Origin of the sequence: Hyphomicrobium facile (assembly GCF_900116175.1) — a bacterium.
GTDB classification, from domain to species: domain Bacteria; phylum Pseudomonadota; class Alphaproteobacteria; order Rhizobiales; family Hyphomicrobiaceae; genus Hyphomicrobium_B; species Hyphomicrobium_B facile.
Window position 1 is genome coordinate 37093 of the sequence record NZ_FPCH01000004.1, and the last position, 20475, is coordinate 57567.

Annotated in this window: 14 protein-coding genes; 5 read left to right on the forward strand and 9 right to left on the reverse strand. The window is 62.1% G+C overall.

Annotation, left to right across the window (positions count from 1 at the left end; all coding sequences use genetic code 11):
• Positions 1-68 precede the first annotated feature (68 nt).
• Together BM399_RS18270 and BM399_RS20995 are read right to left on the reverse strand one after the other, a co-directional pair.
• Positions 69-1694, reverse strand: coding sequence for an isovaleryl-CoA dehydrogenase (locus BM399_RS18270; protein WP_092869242.1), 1626 nt, complete (start codon positions 1692-1694; stop codon positions 69-71).
• Positions 1695-2072: 378 nt separating this feature from the next.
• Positions 2073-2333, reverse strand: a complete 261-nt coding sequence (locus tag BM399_RS20995) for a hypothetical protein (RefSeq protein WP_143117865.1) — start codon at positions 2331-2333, stop codon at positions 2073-2075.
• Positions 2334-2633: 300 nt separating this feature from the next.
• Between BM399_RS20995 and BM399_RS18275 the strand changes: the two genes are divergently transcribed.
• On the forward strand, positions 2634-3695 hold the full coding sequence (locus BM399_RS18275; protein ID WP_092869243.1) for an HpcH/HpaI aldolase/citrate lyase family protein: 1062 nt from the start codon (positions 2634-2636) through the stop codon (positions 3693-3695).
• Between the two features lie 53 nt (positions 3696-3748).
• On the forward strand, positions 3749-4081 hold the full coding sequence (hspQ, locus tag BM399_RS18280) for a heat shock protein HspQ (RefSeq protein ID WP_092869244.1): 333 nt from the start codon (positions 3749-3751) through the stop codon (positions 4079-4081).
• A 76-nt stretch (positions 4082-4157) separates the two neighbouring features.
• Here the strand turns inward: hspQ and BM399_RS18285 are convergent, their stop codons facing one another.
• Entirely contained in the window at positions 4158-5030 is an 873-nt protein-coding gene (locus BM399_RS18285; RefSeq protein ID WP_092869245.1) for an invasion associated locus B family protein, read from the reverse strand.
• A gap of 346 nt (positions 5031-5376) precedes the next feature.
• Here BM399_RS18285 and BM399_RS18290 point away from each other — a divergent pair, with 346 nt between their 5' ends.
• On the forward strand, positions 5377-7167 hold the full coding sequence (locus BM399_RS18290; RefSeq protein WP_092869246.1) for an extracellular solute-binding protein: 1791 nt from the start codon (positions 5377-5379) through the stop codon (positions 7165-7167).
• Positions 7164-8699: a class I adenylate-forming enzyme family protein gene (locus BM399_RS18295; protein ID WP_092869247.1), complete on the forward strand. Its 1536-nt coding sequence runs from the start codon at positions 7164-7166 to the stop codon at positions 8697-8699. Before BM399_RS18290 ends, BM399_RS18295 begins: the two co-directional genes overlap by 4 nt.
• Before the next feature lie 10 nt (positions 8700-8709).
• On the opposite strand, the gene mfd is transcribed toward BM399_RS18295, so the two are convergent.
• Complete coding sequence (mfd, locus tag BM399_RS18300) at positions 8710-12195, reverse strand: transcription-repair coupling factor (RefSeq protein WP_092869248.1); 3486 nt, start codon at positions 12193-12195, stop codon at positions 8710-8712.
• 10 nt (positions 12196-12205) lie between these two features.
• Positions 12206-12562 (reverse strand): FAD assembly factor SdhE, encoded by a 357-nt coding sequence (locus tag BM399_RS18305; RefSeq protein ID WP_244531359.1) that lies wholly within the window; start codon positions 12560-12562, stop codon positions 12206-12208.
• Positions 12563-12681: 119 nt separating this feature from the next.
• On the opposite strand from BM399_RS18305, the gene recG reads away from it, so the two are divergent.
• Complete coding sequence (gene recG / locus BM399_RS18310; protein ID WP_092869249.1) at positions 12682-14796, forward strand: ATP-dependent DNA helicase RecG; 2115 nt, start codon at positions 12682-12684, stop codon at positions 14794-14796.
• Here the strand turns inward: recG and BM399_RS18315 are convergent.
• The 4 genes from BM399_RS18315 to glmU form a co-directional block, all read right to left on the reverse strand.
• Entirely contained in the window at positions 14793-15617 is an 825-nt protein-coding gene (locus tag BM399_RS18315) for a DUF502 domain-containing protein (RefSeq protein WP_092869250.1), read from the reverse strand. The genes recG and BM399_RS18315 overlap by 4 nt on opposite strands.
• Before the next feature lie 44 nt (positions 15618-15661).
• Positions 15662-17011, reverse strand: a complete 1350-nt coding sequence (locus tag BM399_RS18320; protein ID WP_244531360.1) for an SPOR domain-containing protein — start codon at positions 17009-17011, stop codon at positions 15662-15664.
• 120 nt (positions 17012-17131) lie between these two features.
• Entirely contained in the window at positions 17132-18952 is a 1821-nt protein-coding gene (gene glmS / locus BM399_RS18325) for a glutamine--fructose-6-phosphate transaminase (isomerizing) (protein ID WP_092869252.1), read from the reverse strand.
• A gap of 137 nt (positions 18953-19089) precedes the next feature.
• Positions 19090-20454, reverse strand: a complete 1365-nt coding sequence (gene glmU, locus BM399_RS18330) for a bifunctional UDP-N-acetylglucosamine diphosphorylase/glucosamine-1-phosphate N-acetyltransferase GlmU (RefSeq protein ID WP_092869253.1) — start codon at positions 20452-20454, stop codon at positions 19090-19092.
• Positions 20455-20475: the final 21 nt, after the last annotated feature.

Here is a 20475-nt window from a genome sequence, read left to right on the forward strand (position 1 = left end):
GACACTCTGGGCCCAGCCCAAAGTTGCCCGATTGGGACAGGTTGCACCAGCTAATCCTCGCGACAAGCTTATCGACTGAACGCTGGGGCCGCCCGGTCGACGATGGCCCGCGCGTTGGTGCCCGCGGGAAGAAGACCGAACGCGCCGCCGTCACCCGCCAATCGCGTGGCGCAAAACGCATCCGCAACGTCAGCTGACGAATAGCGAATGAGCAACGCCGCCTGTAACGCGAGGACGAGATCGCGGACGAACGAACGCGCCCCCGCTTCGTCCAGCTGCTTCGCTTCCCCCTGTAGTCGCACGAGATGCGCCCTTAGGCGCGGATCAGCCGTCGCAGGTTCGACGACCTCATCCAACAGCATCGCGACGGCGGCCGGCGTTCGCGTCAACGCACGCAACACGTCGAGACACATGACATTCCCGGAGCCCTCCCAAATCGAATTGAGCGGTGTTTCCCTGTAGATCCGCGCCAGATTGAACTCTTCGACGTAGCCGTTTCCCCCGAGCACCTCCATCGCTTCGGCGGCAAAAGCCGGACCGCGTTTGCAAATCCAGAATTTTGCGGCGGGCGTCACGACGCGGCGAAACGCCAACGCTGCCTCATCATTCTCGTCATAGGCCCGGGAGAGCCGCATGGTCAGAACGGTTGCGGCCTCGGATTCAATGGCGAGGTCGGCGAGAACGTTCGTCATGAGAGCCTGATCGATCAACAGCTTCTGAAATGCGCGTCGGTAGCGGGCGTGATGCACCGCCTGCGCGAGGCCTTGCCGCATCAGCCCCGAGGTTCCAATGGCGCAATCGAGGCGCGTGTAATTTCCCATTTCGATGATGGTTGGGATTCCGCGGCCTTCCTCACCGACCAGTTCCCCATGAGCGCCATCGAGTTCAACCTCGCTCGACGCGTTCGAGCGGTTCCCGAGCTTGTCTTTGAGGCGGCGAATATGGATCGCATTCCTCTTGCCCTCCGGCGTCCACCTCGGAACCAGGAAGCAGCTCGGCCCGGCTCCGGTCTGCGCCAGGATCAGGAAGGCATCCGACATCGGCGCCGACATGAACCATTTGTGCCCCTTGATGCGGTAGAAGCGGCGGTTCCCCTCGCTCGCGTAAGGAACGGCGCGCGTGACGTTCGCACGCAGATCCGATCCGCCCTGATTTTCGGTCATCCCCATGCCGATCAACGCCGACGTCTTCTCCGCCGCCGGTCTGAAACTCGGATCGTAGACGCGCGAATAAATGCGCGGCAGCCATTCAGCCGCGAGCGGCGGCGAATGCGAGAGCGTCGCCACGGCCGCATACGTCATCGAGACAGGGCAATAAACGCCGCTTTCAATCTGGGCCAGCATGTAGCAACCGGCCGCGCGAGTAACATGCGCGCCCTTTCGCGGCTTCACCCATGGACCGGAATGCAGTCCCGCGTTCAACGCGAGGCCGAGAAGTTTGTGCCAGCTCGCGTGAAACTCGACCTCGTCGATCCTGTGACCGTACCGGTCGAACGATTTGAGAACAGGGCTGTTGCGATTGGCCTCCGCCCCGGCGGCGATCATCTCTGCCGTACCGAGTTGCCGACCGAGCGTTGAAAGATCGTCCAGCGCTGAGCCCCCATGCTCGCGCACCAGCGCCGCGCGGAGGACGGGATCGCTCGAAAAGAGATCGTAGTTCTCGAGTGGCGGCGGCTGGTTGGATACCTCGAGCATCCGGCCCTCATTTATCTCGAAATCGGGCACTTCAAACCGGACCGCGTCCGTGGCTCCGCTTTCGGAACATGGCACTTGTCGGCTCTCCTGCCGACGATTTCAAGCGTCAGCGCGAGAACAGAACCGAAAGTCGTGGCCAGCCTGGAATAAAATTCGCGGCCGTCGAGTCTCAACCTTCGACAACTTAGTCAGGAGAGGACGCGATGATCAGGAATTTTCTATTCTGTGTGCTGGCTACCGCACTGGTTCTACCCGCGCCGGCCAACGCACACATTCTCTGCAACGGCACGTTCCAAGTGTTGCCAACCGGTCAACTTTCTACGCCGTACTGCCAAGATGAGGACTTGGCGCGACAAACGCGAAGCCAAGGCGTCGAGGTCACGGGCGATGCTGTTCGTCGGCACCCGAGCCTGAAAGCGAGCCTTTGCGCAGGATCGCAGGATTTATCAGCGTGTGCGAGTTCCGCCAATGATTGAGCGCATCCGAAATATCGAAGAGCGGCAAGAACATGTTGAACGAGGGCTTGCGAAAAGTTGCAGCCGCGACAGCGATCGATTTGCCTCTTGTGCTGTCAAGTGCGGCCCCAACGCTCGCACAAATCCCGAAGGCCGGCCATGTTCTGAGCTTGGACGCTGCCATGGACGCTGCGAACGGTCCTATCTAGCTCAGTTGGAGAAGCCTTTACCGTCGGAGGACTAAGGCACCTCCCATGCCGGACCGGTCGATCAGAACTCCAGCTACGGAGCGTGCCAAAGCGCCTCTCTTTCTTCGGATCGACGGCACCGACTTTTTCGCACCGGTGCATCGCACACGGCGGTAAGCGCTCCCCCCCCGGGTCCTAGGGACGAGCCACAGGAAAGAGTGCCCCGTTGACAGCGGGACACCGACCCCACAATGGTGGCGGCCTATCTTCCAAGCCTTTGAATAGGATAGCTGCCGATGGCTTCGACGCGCACACCCGCCAAGCATTTCTCGCCCCTCGCCATCGGCGCCCCGGAACCCTACCGGGCCCTTCCCGTCACGCTCGAGCGCATGATCCATTTCGTGCCGCCGCATAACGAGAAAATCCGCGCCAAGATCAAGGAACTGGCGTCCCAGGTTGACGTGGTGCTCGGCAATCTCGAGGACGCGGTGCCGCTCGATCAGAAGGAAAACGCCCGCAAAGGCTTCATCCAGATGGTCCGTGACACCGATTTCGGATCGACCGGCGTGTGGACCCGCATCAACTGCCTCAATTCACCCTGGGTGCTCGACGACGTGACCGAGATCGTCGCCAACGTCGGCAACAAGCTCGACGTCATCATGCTGCCGAAGGTCGAAGGACCGTGGGACATCCACTATCTCGATCAGCTTCTGGCCCAGCTCGAAGCGAAACACGGCGTCAAGAAGCCGATCTTGATCCACGCCATTCTCGAGACTGCCGAGGGCGTGAACAACGTCGAAGCGATCGCAGCCGCCTCTCCGCGAATGCACGGCATGAGCCTTGGGCCCGCCGATCTCGCAGCCTCGCGCGGCATGAAAACGACGCGTGTCGGCGGTGGCCACCCCGATTACGGCGTCCTCGCGGACGCACAGAAAGATAACCCCGGCGCAGCACGCGCGTTCTATCAGCAGGACCTCTGGCATTACACCGTCGGCAAGATGGTCGACGCCTGCCTCGCCTACGGTCTGAAGCCGTTCTACGGCCCGTTCGGCGACTTCTCGGATCTCGCCGCCTGCGAGGCCCAGTTCCGGAATGCGTTTCTGCAGGGTTGTCTCGGCGCCTGGTCGCTGCACCCGTCACAGATCGAAATCGCCAAGCGCGTGTTCTCGCCGGATACGGCCGAAGTCAAATTCGCAAAGCGCATTATCGACGCCATGCCCGACGGAACCGGCGCCGTCATGCTCGACGGCAAGATGCAGGACGATGCGACCTGGAAACAGGCCAAGGTCATCGTCGATCTTGCAAAGATCGTCGCGTCAAAGGACCCGGAGCGTGCTGCGCTTTACGGCGCGCTCTGATCTCCGCAGTTGGACTTGCGCCGCGATCCGGGCCGCCACACATTAAAAATGCCATGAACGATATCAAACACGCCAAGTTCGCGATCGGCCAAGTGGTCCGGCATCGACTCTATCCATTTCGCGGACTGATCTTCGATATCGATCCGGAGTTTGCAAACACCGAGGAGTGGTGGCTATCCATCCCCGAGGAAGTCAGGCCTCGGAAAGACCAGCCCTACTATCATCTCTACGCAGAAAACGCCGAGACGACCTATCTCGCATACGTCTCGGAACAGAACCTGCTGCTGGACGACAATGACGCGCCGCTCCGTCACCCCGATATCGGTGAGCGTTTCCTGAAGGACGGAAATGGCGGCTATCGCCTTCGTCCCGGCTCGACGAACTAGATCAGCAAAACACCGATAAAAAAACCGCCCCGGATTTATCATCCGGGGCGGTCCAAAGCTTGAAAACCAGAAGGCCTTACTGCTTCGGCTTTGCAGGTGCCGCTGCCGGCGCCTTCGTCGAACTCGTCGTGGTCGGAGGAGCACCAGGCCCATCGAGCGGCAGGTTCTTCATCTGGTCTTCCTTCCACTTCTCGGCCATCTGCTGCTGACGCTGACGAATCTGCTGCATCAGCTGGCTGCGAGCCTCGGCATACTTCTTGTTGTCGACCGGAGGTCCAGCGGCGGCTTCGTTATAGCCGTCGAGAGGAACCGGGAAGCCGATCGGCTGGGCCGCTGCGTTCATGGCAAGCACCATGAGACCGCCGCCCTTCGACATCTGGTCGAGAATATCTGCTGTGGCTTCCGTTTCGGCCGTGCATCCAGCCGGATGGCAAAGCGCATAATGAAGTTCGATGGGCTTCAAGGCCTTCTCATCGATCTTCTCGTTCTTGGACGCAGCCGCCCACTGGTCTTTCGTGTAGATCGCAGCGCGGACACCCGGAGGGATCGCCATCCCGAGCGGAACCATGATCATCAGAGACTTCTTGTCGGAGCCTTCGACTTCGCGAATGGCTGCCGAAACGAGAACCATGCCGGTATTGCCGTCGAGACGCTCATGATGCGTGAGGCAGAGAGACTTCTCTTCCTTCACTTCCTTGCCGTCCGGACCCTTCTTTTCGATAGGTGCTTTCTCGCAAAGTTTCACCCAGGCGCTCTTGGGAGAAGCAGCAGCCGCTCCGTTGGCCGCAGGCGTTCCTGCCGCCGGTGCCGCAGCAGCCGGCTGAGCTTTTTTCGGTGCAGCCGGTTTCGCTGCATCTTGGGCCCAAGCGGACGCAGCGGACATCACCGCCGCAACCGCTACTGCCGATACGAGCGCCCTGCCGCCCGCGCGCAATAGTGCGTTTGCCATCAACCTAAAAATCCTCGCTTTATTCGTTGTGCCGGCCTCACCGGCGTCTACCCCTAAGTTCATCGCCGTGCGTCAAAAGCTCGCCACCAAGCCTGCGCAGACCCGGCACTGTACTGCCGATCCGGCGCCGAGTAAGGCTCGGATTACGGCAATCACGTGACCGCGGTCCAGCGCAATTGGGGGCCACGGCTCGCTGTCGGCCATCGTTGCTCGTCGGCAACTGCGACAAGCTGGACAGCCCCCGCTCAGCCCCGTTAGAAGACCTGAAGTCGCGCTGTCCGTTAGCGCCACACTGCCGGGATTATCGCGTAGTAACAAGCCGGTGAAAGCATTTCAGGTACCGGCAATGTCATTCGGGAAGTTTATCCTCTTATTGTTGAGTGTTTTGACCGCGGGGCTCCCGGCGAACGCCGCGCCACAGAGTTCGATCGCGCTTCATGGCGCCCCGCTTCTCGATAAAGACTTCACCGCCTTTCCCTATGTGAACCCCGAGGCCCCAAAAGGCGGCACTCTGACCCTCGGGGTATTGGGTTCCTACGAGAGCGTGAACCCGCTCATCGTGCAGGGAACGCCCGCATCGGGCATCCGGGAATTCGTCGTCGAAGCGCTGATGGCGCGCAGCCTCGACGAACCGTTCACGCTCTACGGCCTCTTGGCCGATTCAATCGATGTCGCCGACGACCGCAAATCGGTGACGTTCACGATCAATCCCGCGGCGCGCTTTTCCGATCGTCAGCCGGTCACCCCGGAAGACGTCGTCAAATCGTTCGCGCTGCTGAAGGAGAAAGGCCGTCCTAACCACCGAACCTATTTTGCAAAGGTCACTAGCGCCGAGAAAGTCGGCGAGCGCGGCGTCAAGTTCACGTTTCAAGATGCAACCGACCGCGAGCTGCCGCTGATCCTCGGCCTGATGCCGGTCTTCGCCGCCCGCGACATGACGCCGGAGCAATTCGAAACCGCCGGGATGAAACCCCTCCTCGGCTCCGGCCCCTATACGGTTTCAAACATCGATGCGGGGAGATCGATCAGCTATCGCCGCGATCCGGACTATTGGGGCAAAGACCTTCCCGTCAATCGCGGCCGCTTCAATTTCGACGATATCCGCTTCGACTATTTCCGCGACGCCTCCGTCATGTTCGAAGCCTTCAAGTCCGGCAATCTCGATCTGAGGCTCGAAGACGACCCAGGCCGTTGGGCTGGCGGCTACGACATCCCGCCGGTTCACGACGGCCGCATCGTCAAAGCCGAATTTGACATCGGCCTCCCCGCCGGCATGACGGCGTTCGTCTTCAACACGCGCCGCCCGATCTTTGCCGACCCGCGCGTGCGCCGCGCCCTGATGATGCTCTTCGACTTCGAATGGAGCAATCGGGTCCTTTACAACGGCCTGTTCAAACGAACCGAGAGCTACTTCGAACGCTCATATCTGGCGTCGACCGGCCACCAGGCGGACGCACGGGAACGCTCGCTCCTCGCGCCCTTCCCCGATGCCGTCCGGCCGGAATTCATGGAGGGCACTTACAGATTCCCGGGGTCTGACGGCAGCGGCCAAAATCGGCCCAACCAGAAGGCCGCCTTTGCGCTGCTGACCGAAGCAGGCCTGGTTCTCAAAGACGGCCGTATGATCGATCCCAAGACGGGAAAACAGCTCGCCTTCGAAATTCTCGCCAACAGCAACGCCCAGGAAGCTCTGCTGCTGAGCTATGCCCGCAGCCTCGCACCGCTTGGCATCTCCGTCCGGGTGCGCGTCGTCGATAGCGCCCAATATCAACAGCGCCTGTCGAGCTTCGACTTCGACATGATCCAGAATTCGTGGCCGTCGTCGCTTTCGCCCGGCAACGAACAGCTGTTCCGATGGTCCGCCAAGACGGCGGATTCCAAAGGCTCCTATAATTTCGCGGGCGTCCGCAATCCCGCCGCCGACGCCATGATCGAGAGCATGCTGGCGGCCGACAGCGAGACGGATTTCGTATCGTCCGTCCGCGCCCTCGATCGCGTGCTGCTTTCAGGTGACTACGTCGTCCCCCTGTTTTATACGCCCCGGCAGTGGGTCGCCTACTGGGCGCGTCTCAAGCATCCGGATAAGACGCCGATCTTCGGATATGCCGTCGATACGTGGTGGATCGAGGGAAAATGACATCGAGCTCCAACAATCCGTTGAACATGGCGAAATACGCCATTGGCGGAGCCGCGCATCAAACGCCGTCAAAAACAGCCCTGCTCGTCTACGATACCCAGAAGCCTGAAAGCCCGTTGGAGACGTGGTCGTTCGCGGAGATCGAGGATGCCGTTCTTCGGCTCGCAGCCGGACTGGCCGGACGCGGCCTGAAGCCCGGCGAAAGAGTTGCCATCCGTCTCGGAAATTCGAGCCAATCGGCGCTTCTGTTCTTCGCGGCGATTGCGGGCGGCTTCGTCGCGCTGCCGCTTTCCGATCAGTTGACCGCTCCGGAACTGAAGGCGCTGCTTGAGGATAGCGGCGCCTCGGCCATCGCAACCTTCGAACCATTGGCGGCCGGCATCGCACCCGGCATCATCGAATTCTCAGCCGAAGATATAGCATCCCTCATCCGCACGTCCGAACGAGCCGATTATGCAGCGACCAATGCGGACGATCCGGCATTCCTGATCTATACGTCGGGCACGACAGCAAAGCCCAAAGGCGTTCTGCACGCCCATCGCTCGGCCATGGGACGCCGGCCCATGTATCAAGGGTGGTTCGGCATCACCGCTGATGACCGGATGCTCCACGCCGGCGGGTTCAACTGGACATTCACGCTCGGCGTCGGTCTGACAGACCCATGGGCGAACGGCGCGACAGCCATCGTTTGCACCGGAAAGAAATCTCCCGAGCTTTGGCCGGCCATCATCGCGGCAACGGGGGCAACCCTCTTCGCCGCCGTCCCGGGCGTATTCCGCCAGATATTGAAATACGCGCGCCCCACGCCCGGCTCACTCGGCAAGTTGCGCCACGGCTTGATGGGCGGAGAAACACCGCCACCAGGCCTCGTCGAAGATTGGGGCAGCGCCACTGGCCTACCGCTCTACGAAGCACTCGGCATGAGCGAAATATCGACCTACATCTCGACCGGCCCCGACGTTCCGTATCGTCCGGGAACCGTCGGCAAACCTCAAGCAGGACGGCGCGTTGCGATCATCCCCACCGGGGGCGGAAGCGAGCCGCTCCCTCCGGGACAGGAAGGTCTGATCGCCGTCCACCGTTCCGATCCGGGCATGATGCTTGGCTATTGGAACCGCCCGGACGAAGAAGCGGAAGTGTACCGCGGCGAATGGTTTATCGGCGGCGATCTGGGCTCCCTCGATGCCGATGGCTACATCACGCACCTCGGCCGCGTGAACGAGCTGATGAACGCGGGCGGCTATCGCGTCTCGCCGCTCGAGATCGAATCCGCGCTCGCACCATGCCCCGGCGTCGCCGAAGTCGCCTGCACCGAAATCCGCGTCAAAAGCGGCGTTTCGATCATCGGCGCCTTCGTGGTTCCGACTGAAGGGGCACCGAAGAATGCCGCCGCGGTCAAGGCATTCGCCAGCGAACACCTCGCAGCCTACAAGGTGCCGCGTGAAATCGTCTTCGTCGATCGGCTCCCGCGGACACCCAATGGCAAGGTGCAGCGCAAAGCCCTCGCCGCGCTCATCGCGACGAGCCCCTGATCGAGCGGGCTTAAGCCGCCTTCTTCGTCTTCGCCGCGATGTCGGCGAACTGCTGAACGACCGCTCTCACGCCCTTCAGGCGCATCTCCGGCAAATCCCAATCGGAGCGATAGACGAGGCGCTGATCGGGCTGCACCTTGAGCGCGCCGCGTGAATTCTGCACGAATGCGATGAGCCCTTCCGGGTTCGCAAACTTCGCCTTGTGCAGCGTAATGACAGCGCCCTTCGGTCCCGCATCGACCTTCGCGATGCCGGCCATGCGGCAAAGGCCCTTGATCTCCATGACGTCGAGAAGATGCTCGACCTCGGGCGGCAGCGGACCGAACCGGTCGACAAGCTCCGCCGCGAACGCATCGATCTCCGACCGCTTCTCCAAGCTCGACAGTCGCCGGTAAAGGCCAAGCCGAAGCTGTAGATCGGCAACGTACGTTTCCGGAATCATGATCGACGTGCCGAGCTGGATCTCCGGGCTCCACTTGTCGTCGGCTTCGAGATCCCCGCCCTTCATCGCCGAAACGGCTTCTTCCAGCATCGACTGGTAGAGTTCGAAACCGACCTCCTTGATGTGGCCGGATTGCTCTTCGCCGAGAAGGTTGCCGCCGCCACGAATATCGAGATCGTGCGATGCCAGCGAGAAACCCGCACCCAGCGTATCGAGGGATTGCAGAACCTTGAGCCGCTTTTCTGCGCCTTCGGTGAGCTTCTGTCCCGGCGGCGTCGTGATGTAGGCATAGGCTCGCGTCTTCGAACGGCCGACGCGCCCACGAAGCTGATAGAGCTGCGCCAAGCCAAACATATCGGCCCGGTGAACGATGAGCGTATTGGCGTTCGGCACATCGAGGCCGGACTCGACGATCGCCGTCGACAGTAGAATGTCGTACTTGCCCTCGTAGAACGCCGTCATCACGTCCTCGAGCTCCGTCGGCGTCATCTGACCCGTCGCACGCGCGAAGACGAGATCGGGCACGGCCTCGCGGAGGAATTCGGACATCTCATCGAGATCGGAAATCCGCGGCGCCACGTAATACGTCTGCCCGCCGCGGAAACGCTCTCGCCGCAGCGCCTCTTTCAGAATGACCGGATCGAATGGCGAGATGAATGTCCGCACCGCCAAACGATCGACGGGCGGCGTGGTGATCAGCGAAAGCTCGCGCACGCCCGTCAAGGCAAGCTGCAGCGTGCGCGGAATCGGCGTCGCAGACAGCGTCAGCACATGCACGTCTTCGCGCATCTTCTTCAGGCGCTCTTTGTGATTGACGCCGAAGTGCTGCTCTTCGTCGATGATCAGAAGGCCGAGCCGTGCGAACTCTATACCCTTGCCGAGCAAGGCATGCGTACCGACGACGATATCGATATCGCCGGATTTCACTCCGGCCTTTACCTCGGCAAGCTCCTTCGTCCCAACCATGCGCGACGCCTGCGCGATTTTCACGGGGAGGCCCTGGAACCGCTGCGTGAACGTGCGGAAATGTTGCCGCGCAAGCAGCGTCGTCGGAACGACGACGGCGACCTGCAAACCGTTCATCGCCGCGACGAATGCGGCGCGAATGGCGACTTCCGTCTTGCCGAAGCCGACGTCGCCACAGACGAGCCGGTCCATCGGCTTGCCCGATGCGAGATCGCCGAGCACCGCATCGATGCTGGCGGCCTGATCCTCCGTCTCCTCATAGGGAAACCGCGCGACGAACTCGTCGTAAGCACCTGTCGGCGGAACGAGCACCGGAGCTTCCCGCAGCGCCCGAAGCGCCGCGATCTTGATGAGCTCGTTCGCGATCTCGCGAAGACGCTTCTTGAGCTTCGCCTTGCGTGTCTGCCAGCCGACGCCGCCGAGCCGGTCGAGCTGGGCATCGCCTTCATCAGCACCGTAACGCGTCAGAAGCTCGATGTTCTCGACGGGCAGGAACAGCTTGTCGCCGCCGGCATACTGCAGCTCGAGACAGTCGTGCGGCGCCCCGAGCGCCGTGATCGTCTGGAGCCCTGAGAACCGGCCGATACCGTGATCGCTGTGAACGACGAGATCGCCGACCGAGAGGCTCGTCGCTTCTGTGAGAACGTCCGCCGCCTTGCGGGCGCGACGGCGTTGGCGCACCAGGCGGTCGCCAAGAATGTCCTGTTCGGCAACGACCGCGAAATCCGGCGTCTCGAAACCTTCCTCGATTCCGAACACCGCGAACGCCGTCTCGCCGGGCGGGAGCGCAAGCACTTCCGCGAAGTTCTCTACTTTCACGGCGTTCTCGAGACCATGATCTTCGAGCAGCGTAATCAGGCGTTCGCGCGCCCCCGGCGTCCAGGCCGCAAGAATGACCCGGCGGTTCTCCGCGTGAACGCGCCGGATATGCGCAACCGCTGCATCGAAAACGTTGGCGTCAGGATTGGCGCGTTCGGCAGCGAACGTTCGCCCGCGCTTTCCGTGCATCGAATAAACGTTAGTCGCGCCGGGATCGTCGAACGGCGTCAGACGCGAGACTGTCCGCGAACCGAGCGCCGCCGCCCAATCCTTGGCGTCGAGAAACATCTGGTCGGGCGGCACGGGCTTGTAGGGCGGCGCGCCAAAGCGCTGGCCCTCGAGTGAATCGACGCGCGCCTCGTAGTGCTCGCGGATCTGCTCGAAGCGCCGCTCGATCGCTTCATCGTCGAGATGATCGAAGCTGACGCCAACCCCCGGCAGATAGTCGAACAGCGTCTCGAGGTGAGGGTGAAAGAACGGCAGCCAGTGTTCCTGGCCGACGTAACGCCGCCCGCTGCTGACCGATTCATAAAGCGGATCGTCGCCCGTGTTGCCGCCGAACAGGGCGACATAGCGCGTCCGGAACAACGCCGTCGCCGCTTCCCCGAAAGCGACTTCGCTGACGGGCATCAACGAAAATTTCGGAACCGGCTTCAGCGAGCGCTGCGTCTCCGCGTCGAAGGCCTTGATGGACTCGAGTGTATCGCCGAAGAAATCGAGACGGATGGGATTGCTCCGCCCAGGCGGATATAGATCGATGATGCCGCCGCGCTGCGCATATTCGCCGGGCTCCATGACCGTGCTCGACCGGTCGTAGCCGTAGGATTCGAGACGCTTGATGAGATCCGCCGGATCGAGCCGCGTCGCCGGCGCGATCGTCTTGACGGCGCCCCGAATGAAGCTCCGCGGCGGCAGGCGCTGCAAAATCGCATTGATGGTCGTCAGCACCAGCGTCGGCTTTTTGCGTCCGCCGACGGCAAGCTTTCCGAGCGCCGTGATCCGCTTCGACACGATTTCGGGATTAGGGCTCGTCCGGTCGTAAGGAACGGTATCCCACGACGGAAACGGCACGATGGCGATGTCGGGAGCAAAAAACGCAACGGCCGCCTGAAGCTCATCGAGCCGGCGGTCGTCGCGCGCGATGTGGAGGTGCAGGCCGGGCTGATCGCCGGTCCGCGCAGCCTTCGTGATATCGGCAACGACGCGGCCGTCAAAACCTTCCGGAACACCCGTAAATACGGCGCGAGAGTTTTGCACTTTTGTTGTCATCTAATGCGTCTTATCTCGTCTCTGCCGTAAGGCCATGGAAGGCCCGAATATCGTTCAGCAGGTCCTCGAATTCGATGCCGCTGTAACCCTGGCCGGAGAAGATCCACTGCTGGAGTGAGGGATCGGGAATTGTCATGAAACGCTCGAAGCGCTCGATCTGTTCAGGAGTATAGGAGGGAAGCCGGTCATCAGCATAGCGCCCGACCAGCACGTCCATTTCCTTGGTGCCGCGGTGGTGAGCGCGATAGGACGCACGCCGCCTCCTCGCCTCGAGATCGTCCGTCATATGAAGTCCGGGTTGCATGGCAATGGTAAAAGCGTCGGCAGCAGCTTGACTGAGCGCCGGCCGGCCGTCACGGTGCGCCATTCGCGAAGGGTTCCTATACCGCCCACTGCTCCCCGCGCCTAGCGCACCCGGCGATGCTTATTGCCGCGACCAACGGTAGCGGCCCCGCGACACCTGCCAACGGCGAGCCTAATTCTACGATGCGACCAGCCTTTCTCAATCCGCTTTTCGCGTCGGCGCAAACCCTGGCCGGGATCGGCCCGCGCCTCATTCTGCTTTTGAAAAAATGTCTGGCGCTGCCGCCCGGCGTTTCCGAGCCCCGTGTCATCGATGTGCTGTGGCACATGCCGACCGGCGTGATTGACCGGCGCAGCCAGCCGGAGCTCGCAGCCGCCGTCCCCGGAACCATCGTCACGCTTGAACTGAGGGTGCTGAAGCACAAGCCCTCGCCGCGCGGCAACACCAAGGCCCCGTACAAGGTTACGTGCGAAGACGACACGGGCCGCATCGACCTCATCTTCTTCCACGCCGAGCATAAATTCATCGAGCGTCAGCTGCCCGAAGGCGAAATCCGCTACGTCTCCGGACGCATCGAACGCTACGGCGAGCGGCTTCAGATGTCGCATCCTGATTACATCGTCTCGCCCGAAGCCCGTCACGAGATGCCGTTGCTGGAGCCGGTCTATCCGCTGACTGCGGGGCTCTCCGGAAAGATCGCGCTCAAAGCTGCGCGCCAGGCCGTCGAACGCGTTCCGGAACTTCCCGAGTGGCAGGAGGCGAGTTGGCTTGAAGCGCGAGACTGGCCGAAGTTCAACGAAGCGGTCGTCCGCGTCCATCGGCCGGGCGATGCGCAAGACGTCTCGAACGGCGCCATGTTTTGGCAACGCCTCGCCTATGACGAACTCCTCGCTGGGCAGCTCGCATTCGCGCTCGTCCGGCGAAACCTGAAGACGGAACGCGGACGCCGCCTGTCCGGCAACGGAAAAATCCGCGAGAAGATCGCCGCCGCACTCCCGTTTTCGCTCACCGGATCGCAAACGAGCGCACTGGGCGAAATCGCGGACGACCTCGCCGCGCCCCACCGGATGCTGCGTCTGCTCCAGGGCGACGTGGGCTCCGGCAAAACCGTCGTCGCGCTGATGGCGATGGCCGTCGCCGTTGAAGCCGGAGCGCAAGCCGCGTTGATGGCGCCAACCGAAGTGCTCGCCCGCCAGCATATCGAGACGATCGCACCGCTTGCCGACGCGGCAGGCCTGAGGATCGCCCTGCTCACGGGCCGCGAAAAAGGCAAAGCCCGCGAGGCCGTGTTATCGCGTCTCGCGACTGGCGAGATCGACATCCTGGTCGGAACGCACGCGCTCTTTCAATCCGACGTCCAGTTCAGGGACCTCGCCGTCGCCGTGATCGACGAGCAGCACCGCTTCGGCGTCCACCAGCGCATGGCGCTGCAATCGAAAGGATCGAACGGCGACACCAACGTCCTCGTCATGACCGCAACACCCATTCCGCGCACGCTTCTGATGACGCACTACGGCGATCTCGATGTCTCGAAGCTCACCGAAAAGCCCGCCGGACGCAAACCCGTCGTCACCAAAGCTGTGCCGCTGGAATTGCTGGAACGCCTGATCGATCGCGTTCGCGTCCAGCTCGAAGAAGGCGCGCAGGTCTACTGGGTCTGCCCGCTGATCGAAACGTCCGAGATTTCAGATCTCGCCGCCGCGGAAGAACGGTTTGCGTATCTCCGCCAGATCTTCGGCGAAAGCGTCGGCCTTCTGCACGGAGGGCTGACGGGCAAGGAGAAGGACGAGACTATGGCGGCCTTCGCCGCCGGCCATCTGAAAATTCTCGTCGCGACGACCGTCATCGAAGTCGGCGTCAACGTTCCAAACGCCAACATCATGGTCATAGAGCACGCCGAGCGCTTCGGCTTGGCCCAGCTTCATCAGCTGCGCGGCCGCGTCGGCCGCGGCACGCGTGAATCGTTCTGCATGCTGCTCTACAAAGCGCCGCTCGGAGAAACCGCCGAAGCGCGACTGAAGATGATGGAAGAGACCGAGGACGGCTTTAAGATCGCCGAGAAAGATCTCGAACTTCGCGGCGGCGGCGAAATCCTGGGCGCCCGGCAGAGCGGCGCGCCGGGCTTCCGGATTGCAGAGGTCCCCGGCCGCGAGGCGCTGCTCGAAGCCGCCCATGACGACGCCGAACTCATTCTCCAGAAAGATCCGAACCTCGTCTCGGCCCGCGGTCAGGCGCTCAGAACGCTGCTCTATCTCTTCGAATGCGACGAAGCGGTTCGCCTGTTTCGCGCGGCCTAAGCAGCAGGCTTGTCGCTGCCCAAACGGAAACGCGACGCCTTCTTCTCCGCCGCCGCAAGCCGCTTCATCTTCTCCGCGACGTCCGGCATGACGATGCCGCCCGAGAGAACGATCTTCGCCGCTTCCTCGACAGTCATCGACAGGAACACCACGTTCGCACGCGGTACGAAGCAGATGAATCCGGTGGGCGGCACAATGCCGGTCGGCATGAAAACGGTCAGAAGATCTTCGGCGCCGCCCGGCTTCGCGTCCTTGATCTCGCCGGTCGTCTCGCCCGTCACGAACACGAGGCTCCAGATTTCCTTCGACGGGAATTCGATCATCCCGACCTTTTGGAAACTCGAGTTTGGGCCCGTCGTCGAGATGACGCTCTCGAAAATCTGCTTCAGCGCCCCGTAGACGTTGCGAACGATCGGCGTGCGCGACATCATGAGCTCGCCCGAGGAGACGAGCGTCCGCCCGAGCAGGTTGGCAGCGAGCGCGCCGATCAGCGTCAGCCCGACGATGGCGATGACGAGCCCAAGTCCCGGCAACGGAAACGGCAGATACGTATCGGGATTGAACGTCGTCGGCAGAAGGGGCTTGATCCAGGCATCGATCCAATGGATGACGCCCCACATGATCCAAAGCGTGATCGTGACCGGACCGACGATGACGAGACCGGTCAGAAAAGCGTTGCGGATCCGCGATCCGAGCCGCCATCCCGTTTTGCCGTCATCGCTGACGAGCCGCTTGAGCCCAGCGGTCAGCTGTGCATCCGTCTTCGCGTCGGCGCCCAAAGAACTGCGAGGGCCGGGGTCGTGAGCAGACGGTGGGGCCATTCTCTCCTACGCGAGCTGATAGCCCGATGGAGACCGGGCGAGCCTCAGTTTGTCACGACAAGACAATCAAGGCCACTGGTTCGAAGTTTGTTGCAGAGACCGCGCGGCTCATCCTGCGAGGCATAGCCCCCGATCCGCACGCGATAAAATGTCCCCATGCTGCCGATGACGGCCTCATCGACGGTCGGAACGTGATCGGAAAGATCGGAGCCATGCTGGGCGATGAGGTTCTGCGCCAATGCTTCGGCGTCTGCGCGCGACCTGAGAGCCGCGATATGAATCTTATACTTGCCCTTGGCCGCGACGGCCTTTGGTTTGGTCTCGGCTGCGAGCGCAATTTTCGTGGGCTTTGCGGCAGCACTGCCCGGCGCGACGACGGTCGCGTTGCTCCAACTCGACGTTTCAGGAGCGCCGGATGTGGAAGCTGTCGTCACCGCTTCACTACCCGCAGGACTACTCGTTGACGGCGCTGTGGAAGACGTCGATCCGCCCCCGAACATGTTGGAGAAAAAGCCGGTCACGTTGCCGGGTATGGCGCTGACCGTCTGGCCGAACGACGACCCGCCGCCCGACGGCGCCGCCACCGGACTAGCGTCGCCACCGTATCCGGACGGCGAAGCAATCGATTGAACGGTCGAACTCTCTCCCGCTGCGGTAGCACGAGCACGCGCCGCCTCCTGCGCGGCCTCACTGTTGGCGTCCTGTCGCGTAATCGTCGCCGACGTGCCGTCTCCGGAGCCAGCACCACCACCCTGGCCACCGGCCGCTTCGGCAATAGCCGCAGCTGAAAGCCCCGCCGATCCGGCATTAGGGCCCGGCGCTGGATTCGCAACGACCTTGGAGCCTGTAGCACCGGCTGCCGGTTGAGCGGCGGCGATAACGCGCTGATCCGGCGTGCTGCCCGTGTCTTCGAGGCCCGCCATCCGATAGGCTTCCGAGCGCTCCGCAATCGCCGACTTCTGGTCGCTCGGGCTAAGCCCGTTCTTCAACCAGATCGCGCTCGTGAGGTCCGAAATAGCGAGACCGGGCTTGTTCTCTCGTTTGTAGGCAAGGCCGCGGGTGTAAAGGGCTTTCGCCATTTCTGAGGCCGAAAGCACGCCCGCCTTGACGGCAATCGTCAGCTGACCAATCGCGTTTTGGTGACGGCCGGCGGCATATTCCTTCAACCCGGCGTCATAAGCCTTTTTCGCAGCCGCGATCGCGATAGCTTTCTGTTCGGCGTCACTGTCGCCGCCGCCGCTTTGGCCAGCTTTCGGCCCCTGCGTCGCCTGGCTTGCGGACTTTGCCTTGGCAGCTTCGCCCGCGGATGGCCAGCCGGCGAGGCCGCCGGCAAACACGCACGTCGCGATGGCAGCGAGCGCCATGGGGCGCGCCAACACCTGGAACTGCGTCATTGTACGTACCTTCCCCAATGGTCACGTTCTAGATTGCGCAACCTCCCCTCAGGGTATTGCAATCATTTGAACGAGGCAAATTGTGGGCCCCCGCCCCCTTATACCGGCTTTTTTAGCCGGTTATTCCACCGTAACGGACTTCGCCAGATTTCGCGGCTGATCGACGTCCGTACCCATCAAGACCGCCGTCTGGTAGGCGATGAGCTGAGTCGGCACAGCATAAATCATTGGCGCAACAAAAGTGTCGACGCTCGGCATTTGGATGTGGGCAGCGAGTTTACAACCAGCTTTTTCAGGCGCCGCGTCCGAAATCAGGATCACCTGCCCCCCGCGAGCCGCCACCTCCTGCAAATTGGACACTGTCTTCTCGAAGAGGTCGTCTTCGGGAGCGACCACGACGACCGGCACGGTTTCGTCGATCAGCGCGATCGGACCGTGCTTCAACTCGCCGGCGGCGTAGCCCTCGGCATGTATATACGAGATCTCCTTGAGCTTCAGCGCGCCCTCGAGTGCGATCGGGAAACTCGAACCGCGGCCCAGATAGAGAACGTCACGGGCCTTGGCGAGTTCGTGGGCAACAGCGATGAAAGGCTCGTCGTTCTTCAAAATCGTCGCGATGTGGCGGGGCACCTCCATCAACGATTTGACCAGCGCCATTTCCTGTTCGACCGTGATCTTGTCACGCGCCCGGGCGATTGCGATCGCCAAGCAGGCGAGAACCGCAAGCTGGCACGTGAATGCCTTCGTCGAAGCGACCCCGATTTCCGGCCCCGCCAGCGTCGGCAACGCCGCGTGCGATTCACGCGCAATCGTCGAGGTGCGAACGTTGACGATGGAGGCGATGCGTTGGTCATTGGCCTTCGCATAGCGAAGCGTCGCCAGCGTATCGGCCGTTTCGCCTGACTGCGAGACGAAAACCGCAAGACCGTGCTCGGGCAACGGCGTTTCGCGGTAACGCATTTCGGACGCGACATCGATGTCGACCGGCAACCGCGCGTAACGCTCGATCCAGTATTTGGCGACGAGCCCGGCATAATAAGCCGTACCGCACGCCGATATCGTAACGCGGCTGATTTTCGAGAGATCGACGCCCAGATCCGGGAAACGAACGCGCGCTGTCGTCATATCGAGGTAGTTCGCGAGCGTGTGCGAAATGACTTCCGGCTGCTCGTGAATTTCCTTCGCCATGAAGTGGCGATAGTTGCCCTTATCGATCAAAAGAGCGCTCGCTACTGCTTTGACGACCGGGCGCTCGACGCGCTCACCGTCCAGATTGAAGATCTCGGCGCCCGAGCGGTGCAGAACCGCCCAATCGCCCTCTTCAAGATAAGTGATAGCATCCGTGAAAGGTGCGAGCGCGATGGCGTCGGAACCGAGGTACATCTCGCCCGAGCCGTGGCCGATGGCGAGCGGCGAGCCCTTGCGAGCCGCGATCATCAAATCGTCCTGGCCCGCGAAAATGATGCCGAGCGCAAAGGCGCCCTCCAGATGCTTCAGCGCACTGCGAACGGCGGCGACAGGCTCCGCTCCCTGATCCATCTCGTCCGTGATCAGGTGGACGACGGCTTCGGTGTCGGTATCGGTCTCGAATTTGTGTCCCTTGGCTTCGAGACGCGCCCTGAGCTCGCGGAAATTCTCGATGATGCCGTTGTGCACGACCGAGACCTTCGCCGTCATATGCGGATGCGCATTGCGCTCCGTCGGACGGCCGTGCGTCGCCCAGCGCGTATGGCCGATGCCGGTGCGGCCCGCGAGCGGCTCCGAGATCAACCGCTTTTCCAAGTTCCGTAGCTTGCCCTCGGCGCGGCGGCGATCGATCGCGCCGTCCTCGACCGTCGCGATGCCCGCCGAATCATAGCCCCGGTATTCGAGCCTCCGCAGGGCGTCGACCAGATTGGTCGAAACCGACGATTTTCCGAGAATTCCTACGATCCCGCACATTGGATCGGCTCCCCAAAGAAGGTTCCCCCAAGCGAACGATGGAGGCGGTTAACAATCATCTCAAGTCACAGAGTGTTTCAGACGAACGCTGTCTTCGTGCCCTGTCGCTCTCTGCAAAGTCCGCACGTAGTTAATAATCATCTTTTTTGAGCGGCTTTTCGGCGAGACATCACCGCTCGGAATTTCTCGGCCCACCCCGGCCTTTCCTCTTGGGCGCTCCGTTCGATCGCCAGAGCCCCCGGGCTGACGTCCTTGGTAATAACGCTTCCCGAACCGATATACGCGCCCGCGCCGATTTTGACGGGCGCAACGAGCGATGTATTCGAACCGATGAAGGCCCCGTCGCCGATCTCGGTTTTCTCTTTGTTGTATCCATCATAATTGCAGAAGATCGTGCCCGCGCCGATGTTTGCGCCAGCACCCACGCTCCCGTCGCCCAAATAGGAGAGGTGATTGGCCTTCGCGCCCTCGCCGAGGGTCACATTCTTGACCTCGACAAAATTGCCGATGTGGACGTTCGCCCCGATCCGCGCCCCCGGCCGGAAGCGGGCGAAGGGTCCGATTCGCGCCCCCTTTCCGATCGTCGCGCCTTCGATGTGGCAAAAACCAAGGATCTGAGCACCCTCTTCCACCGTGACGCCCGCACCAAAGATCACGTTGGGCTCTATCGAAACATCGGACGCGATTCGCGTGTCGAAATTCAACCAGACCGTCTCCGGCGCGACCATCGTAACGCCGTCGCGCATGAATGCCGAACGGGCGCGCGCCTGCCAAATGCCTTCGGCGACCGCCAGTTGTTCCCGCGTATTGACGCCGAGCACATCGCTCTCGTCACACTCGACGACCGTCGCTTTGAGCCCCTGCTGCCGCGCAATCTCGATAGCGTCGGTCAGATAGTATTCGCCCTTCGCGTTGGCGCTGCCGATCCGCGAAAGAAGTTCGGAGAGCCGCGGCACCCGGAATGCCATGACGCCCGAATTGCAGAGCCCGATGGCCCGTTCAGCCGCTGTCGCGTCCTGCTCCTCGCGTATCCCCGTCAGCGCGCCACGATCATCGATCAGCAGCCGGCCGTAACCCGTTGGATCTTTTGGCCTGAAACCGAGAACGGCAATGTTCGCGCCCGAATCGAGGGCAGCGCGGAGCCGCTCGATGACCTCGCCCCGGACGAGCGGCGTATCGGCGAAGAGAACGACGACGTCGCCCCCATCCTGTTCATCGAGAGCGGGCTTCGCGGCGAGCACCGCATCCGCGGTTCCGAGTTGGGCCGATTGCTCGAATATCCGCGCGCCCGGAACAACCCGTACCGCTTCCGTCGCGACGGCATCCATTTGAGGTCCGGCGACGACCGCGATCGTCCCGCCCTCGATGCGCGACGCAGTCGTCAAGACATGCGCTAGCATCGACTGCCCGGCAACTTTGTGAAGCACCTTCGGCAGGGACGACTTCATGCGCGTGCCCTTGCCCGCGGCTAACACGACGAAGAGACAGGGCCGGACACTCATGGAAAACCTTGCTTTGTCATT

Bases quoted from the DNA above. Each gene is read 5' to 3' on its own strand.
- glmU (WP_092869253.1), bottom strand. From the start codon at position 20,454: ATGAGTGTCCGGCCCTGTCTCTTCGTCGTGTTAGCCGCGGGCAAGGGC.
- mfd (WP_092869248.1), bottom strand. From the start codon at position 12,195: ATGACAACAAAAGTGCAAAACTCTCGCGCCGTATTTACGGGTGTTCCG.
- BM399_RS18285 (WP_092869245.1), bottom strand. From the start codon at position 5,030: ATGGCAAACGCACTATTGCGCGCGGGCGGCAGGGCGCTCGTATCGGCA.
- BM399_RS18270 (WP_092869242.1), bottom strand. From the start codon at position 1,694: ATGCTCGAGGTATCCAACCAGCCGCCGCCACTCGAGAACTACGATCTC.
- BM399_RS18320 (WP_244531360.1), bottom strand. From the start codon at position 17,011: ATGACGCAGTTCCAGGTGTTGGCGCGCCCCATGGCGCTCGCTGCCATC.
- BM399_RS18315 (WP_092869250.1), bottom strand. From the start codon at position 15,617: ATGGCCCCACCGTCTGCTCACGACCCCGGCCCTCGCAGTTCTTTGGGC.
- glmS (WP_092869252.1), bottom strand. From the start codon at position 18,952: ATGTGCGGGATCGTAGGAATTCTCGGAAAATCGTCGGTTTCGACCAAT.
- BM399_RS18275 (WP_092869243.1), top strand. From the start codon at position 2,634: ATGGCTTCGACGCGCACACCCGCCAAGCATTTCTCGCCCCTCGCCATC.
- BM399_RS18295 (WP_092869247.1), top strand. From the start codon at position 7,164: ATGACATCGAGCTCCAACAATCCGTTGAACATGGCGAAATACGCCATT.
- hspQ (WP_092869244.1), top strand. From the start codon at position 3,749: ATGAACGATATCAAACACGCCAAGTTCGCGATCGGCCAAGTGGTCCGG.
- BM399_RS18290 (WP_092869246.1), top strand. From the start codon at position 5,377: ATGTCATTCGGGAAGTTTATCCTCTTATTGTTGAGTGTTTTGACCGCG.
- BM399_RS18305 (WP_244531359.1), bottom strand. From the start codon at position 12,562: ATGGCGCACCGTGACGGCCGGCCGGCGCTCAGTCAAGCTGCTGCCGAC.
- recG (WP_092869249.1), top strand. From the start codon at position 12,682: ATGCGACCAGCCTTTCTCAATCCGCTTTTCGCGTCGGCGCAAACCCTG.
- BM399_RS20995 (WP_143117865.1), bottom strand. From the start codon at position 2,333: ATGGCAGCGTCCAAGCTCAGAACATGGCCGGCCTTCGGGATTTGTGCG.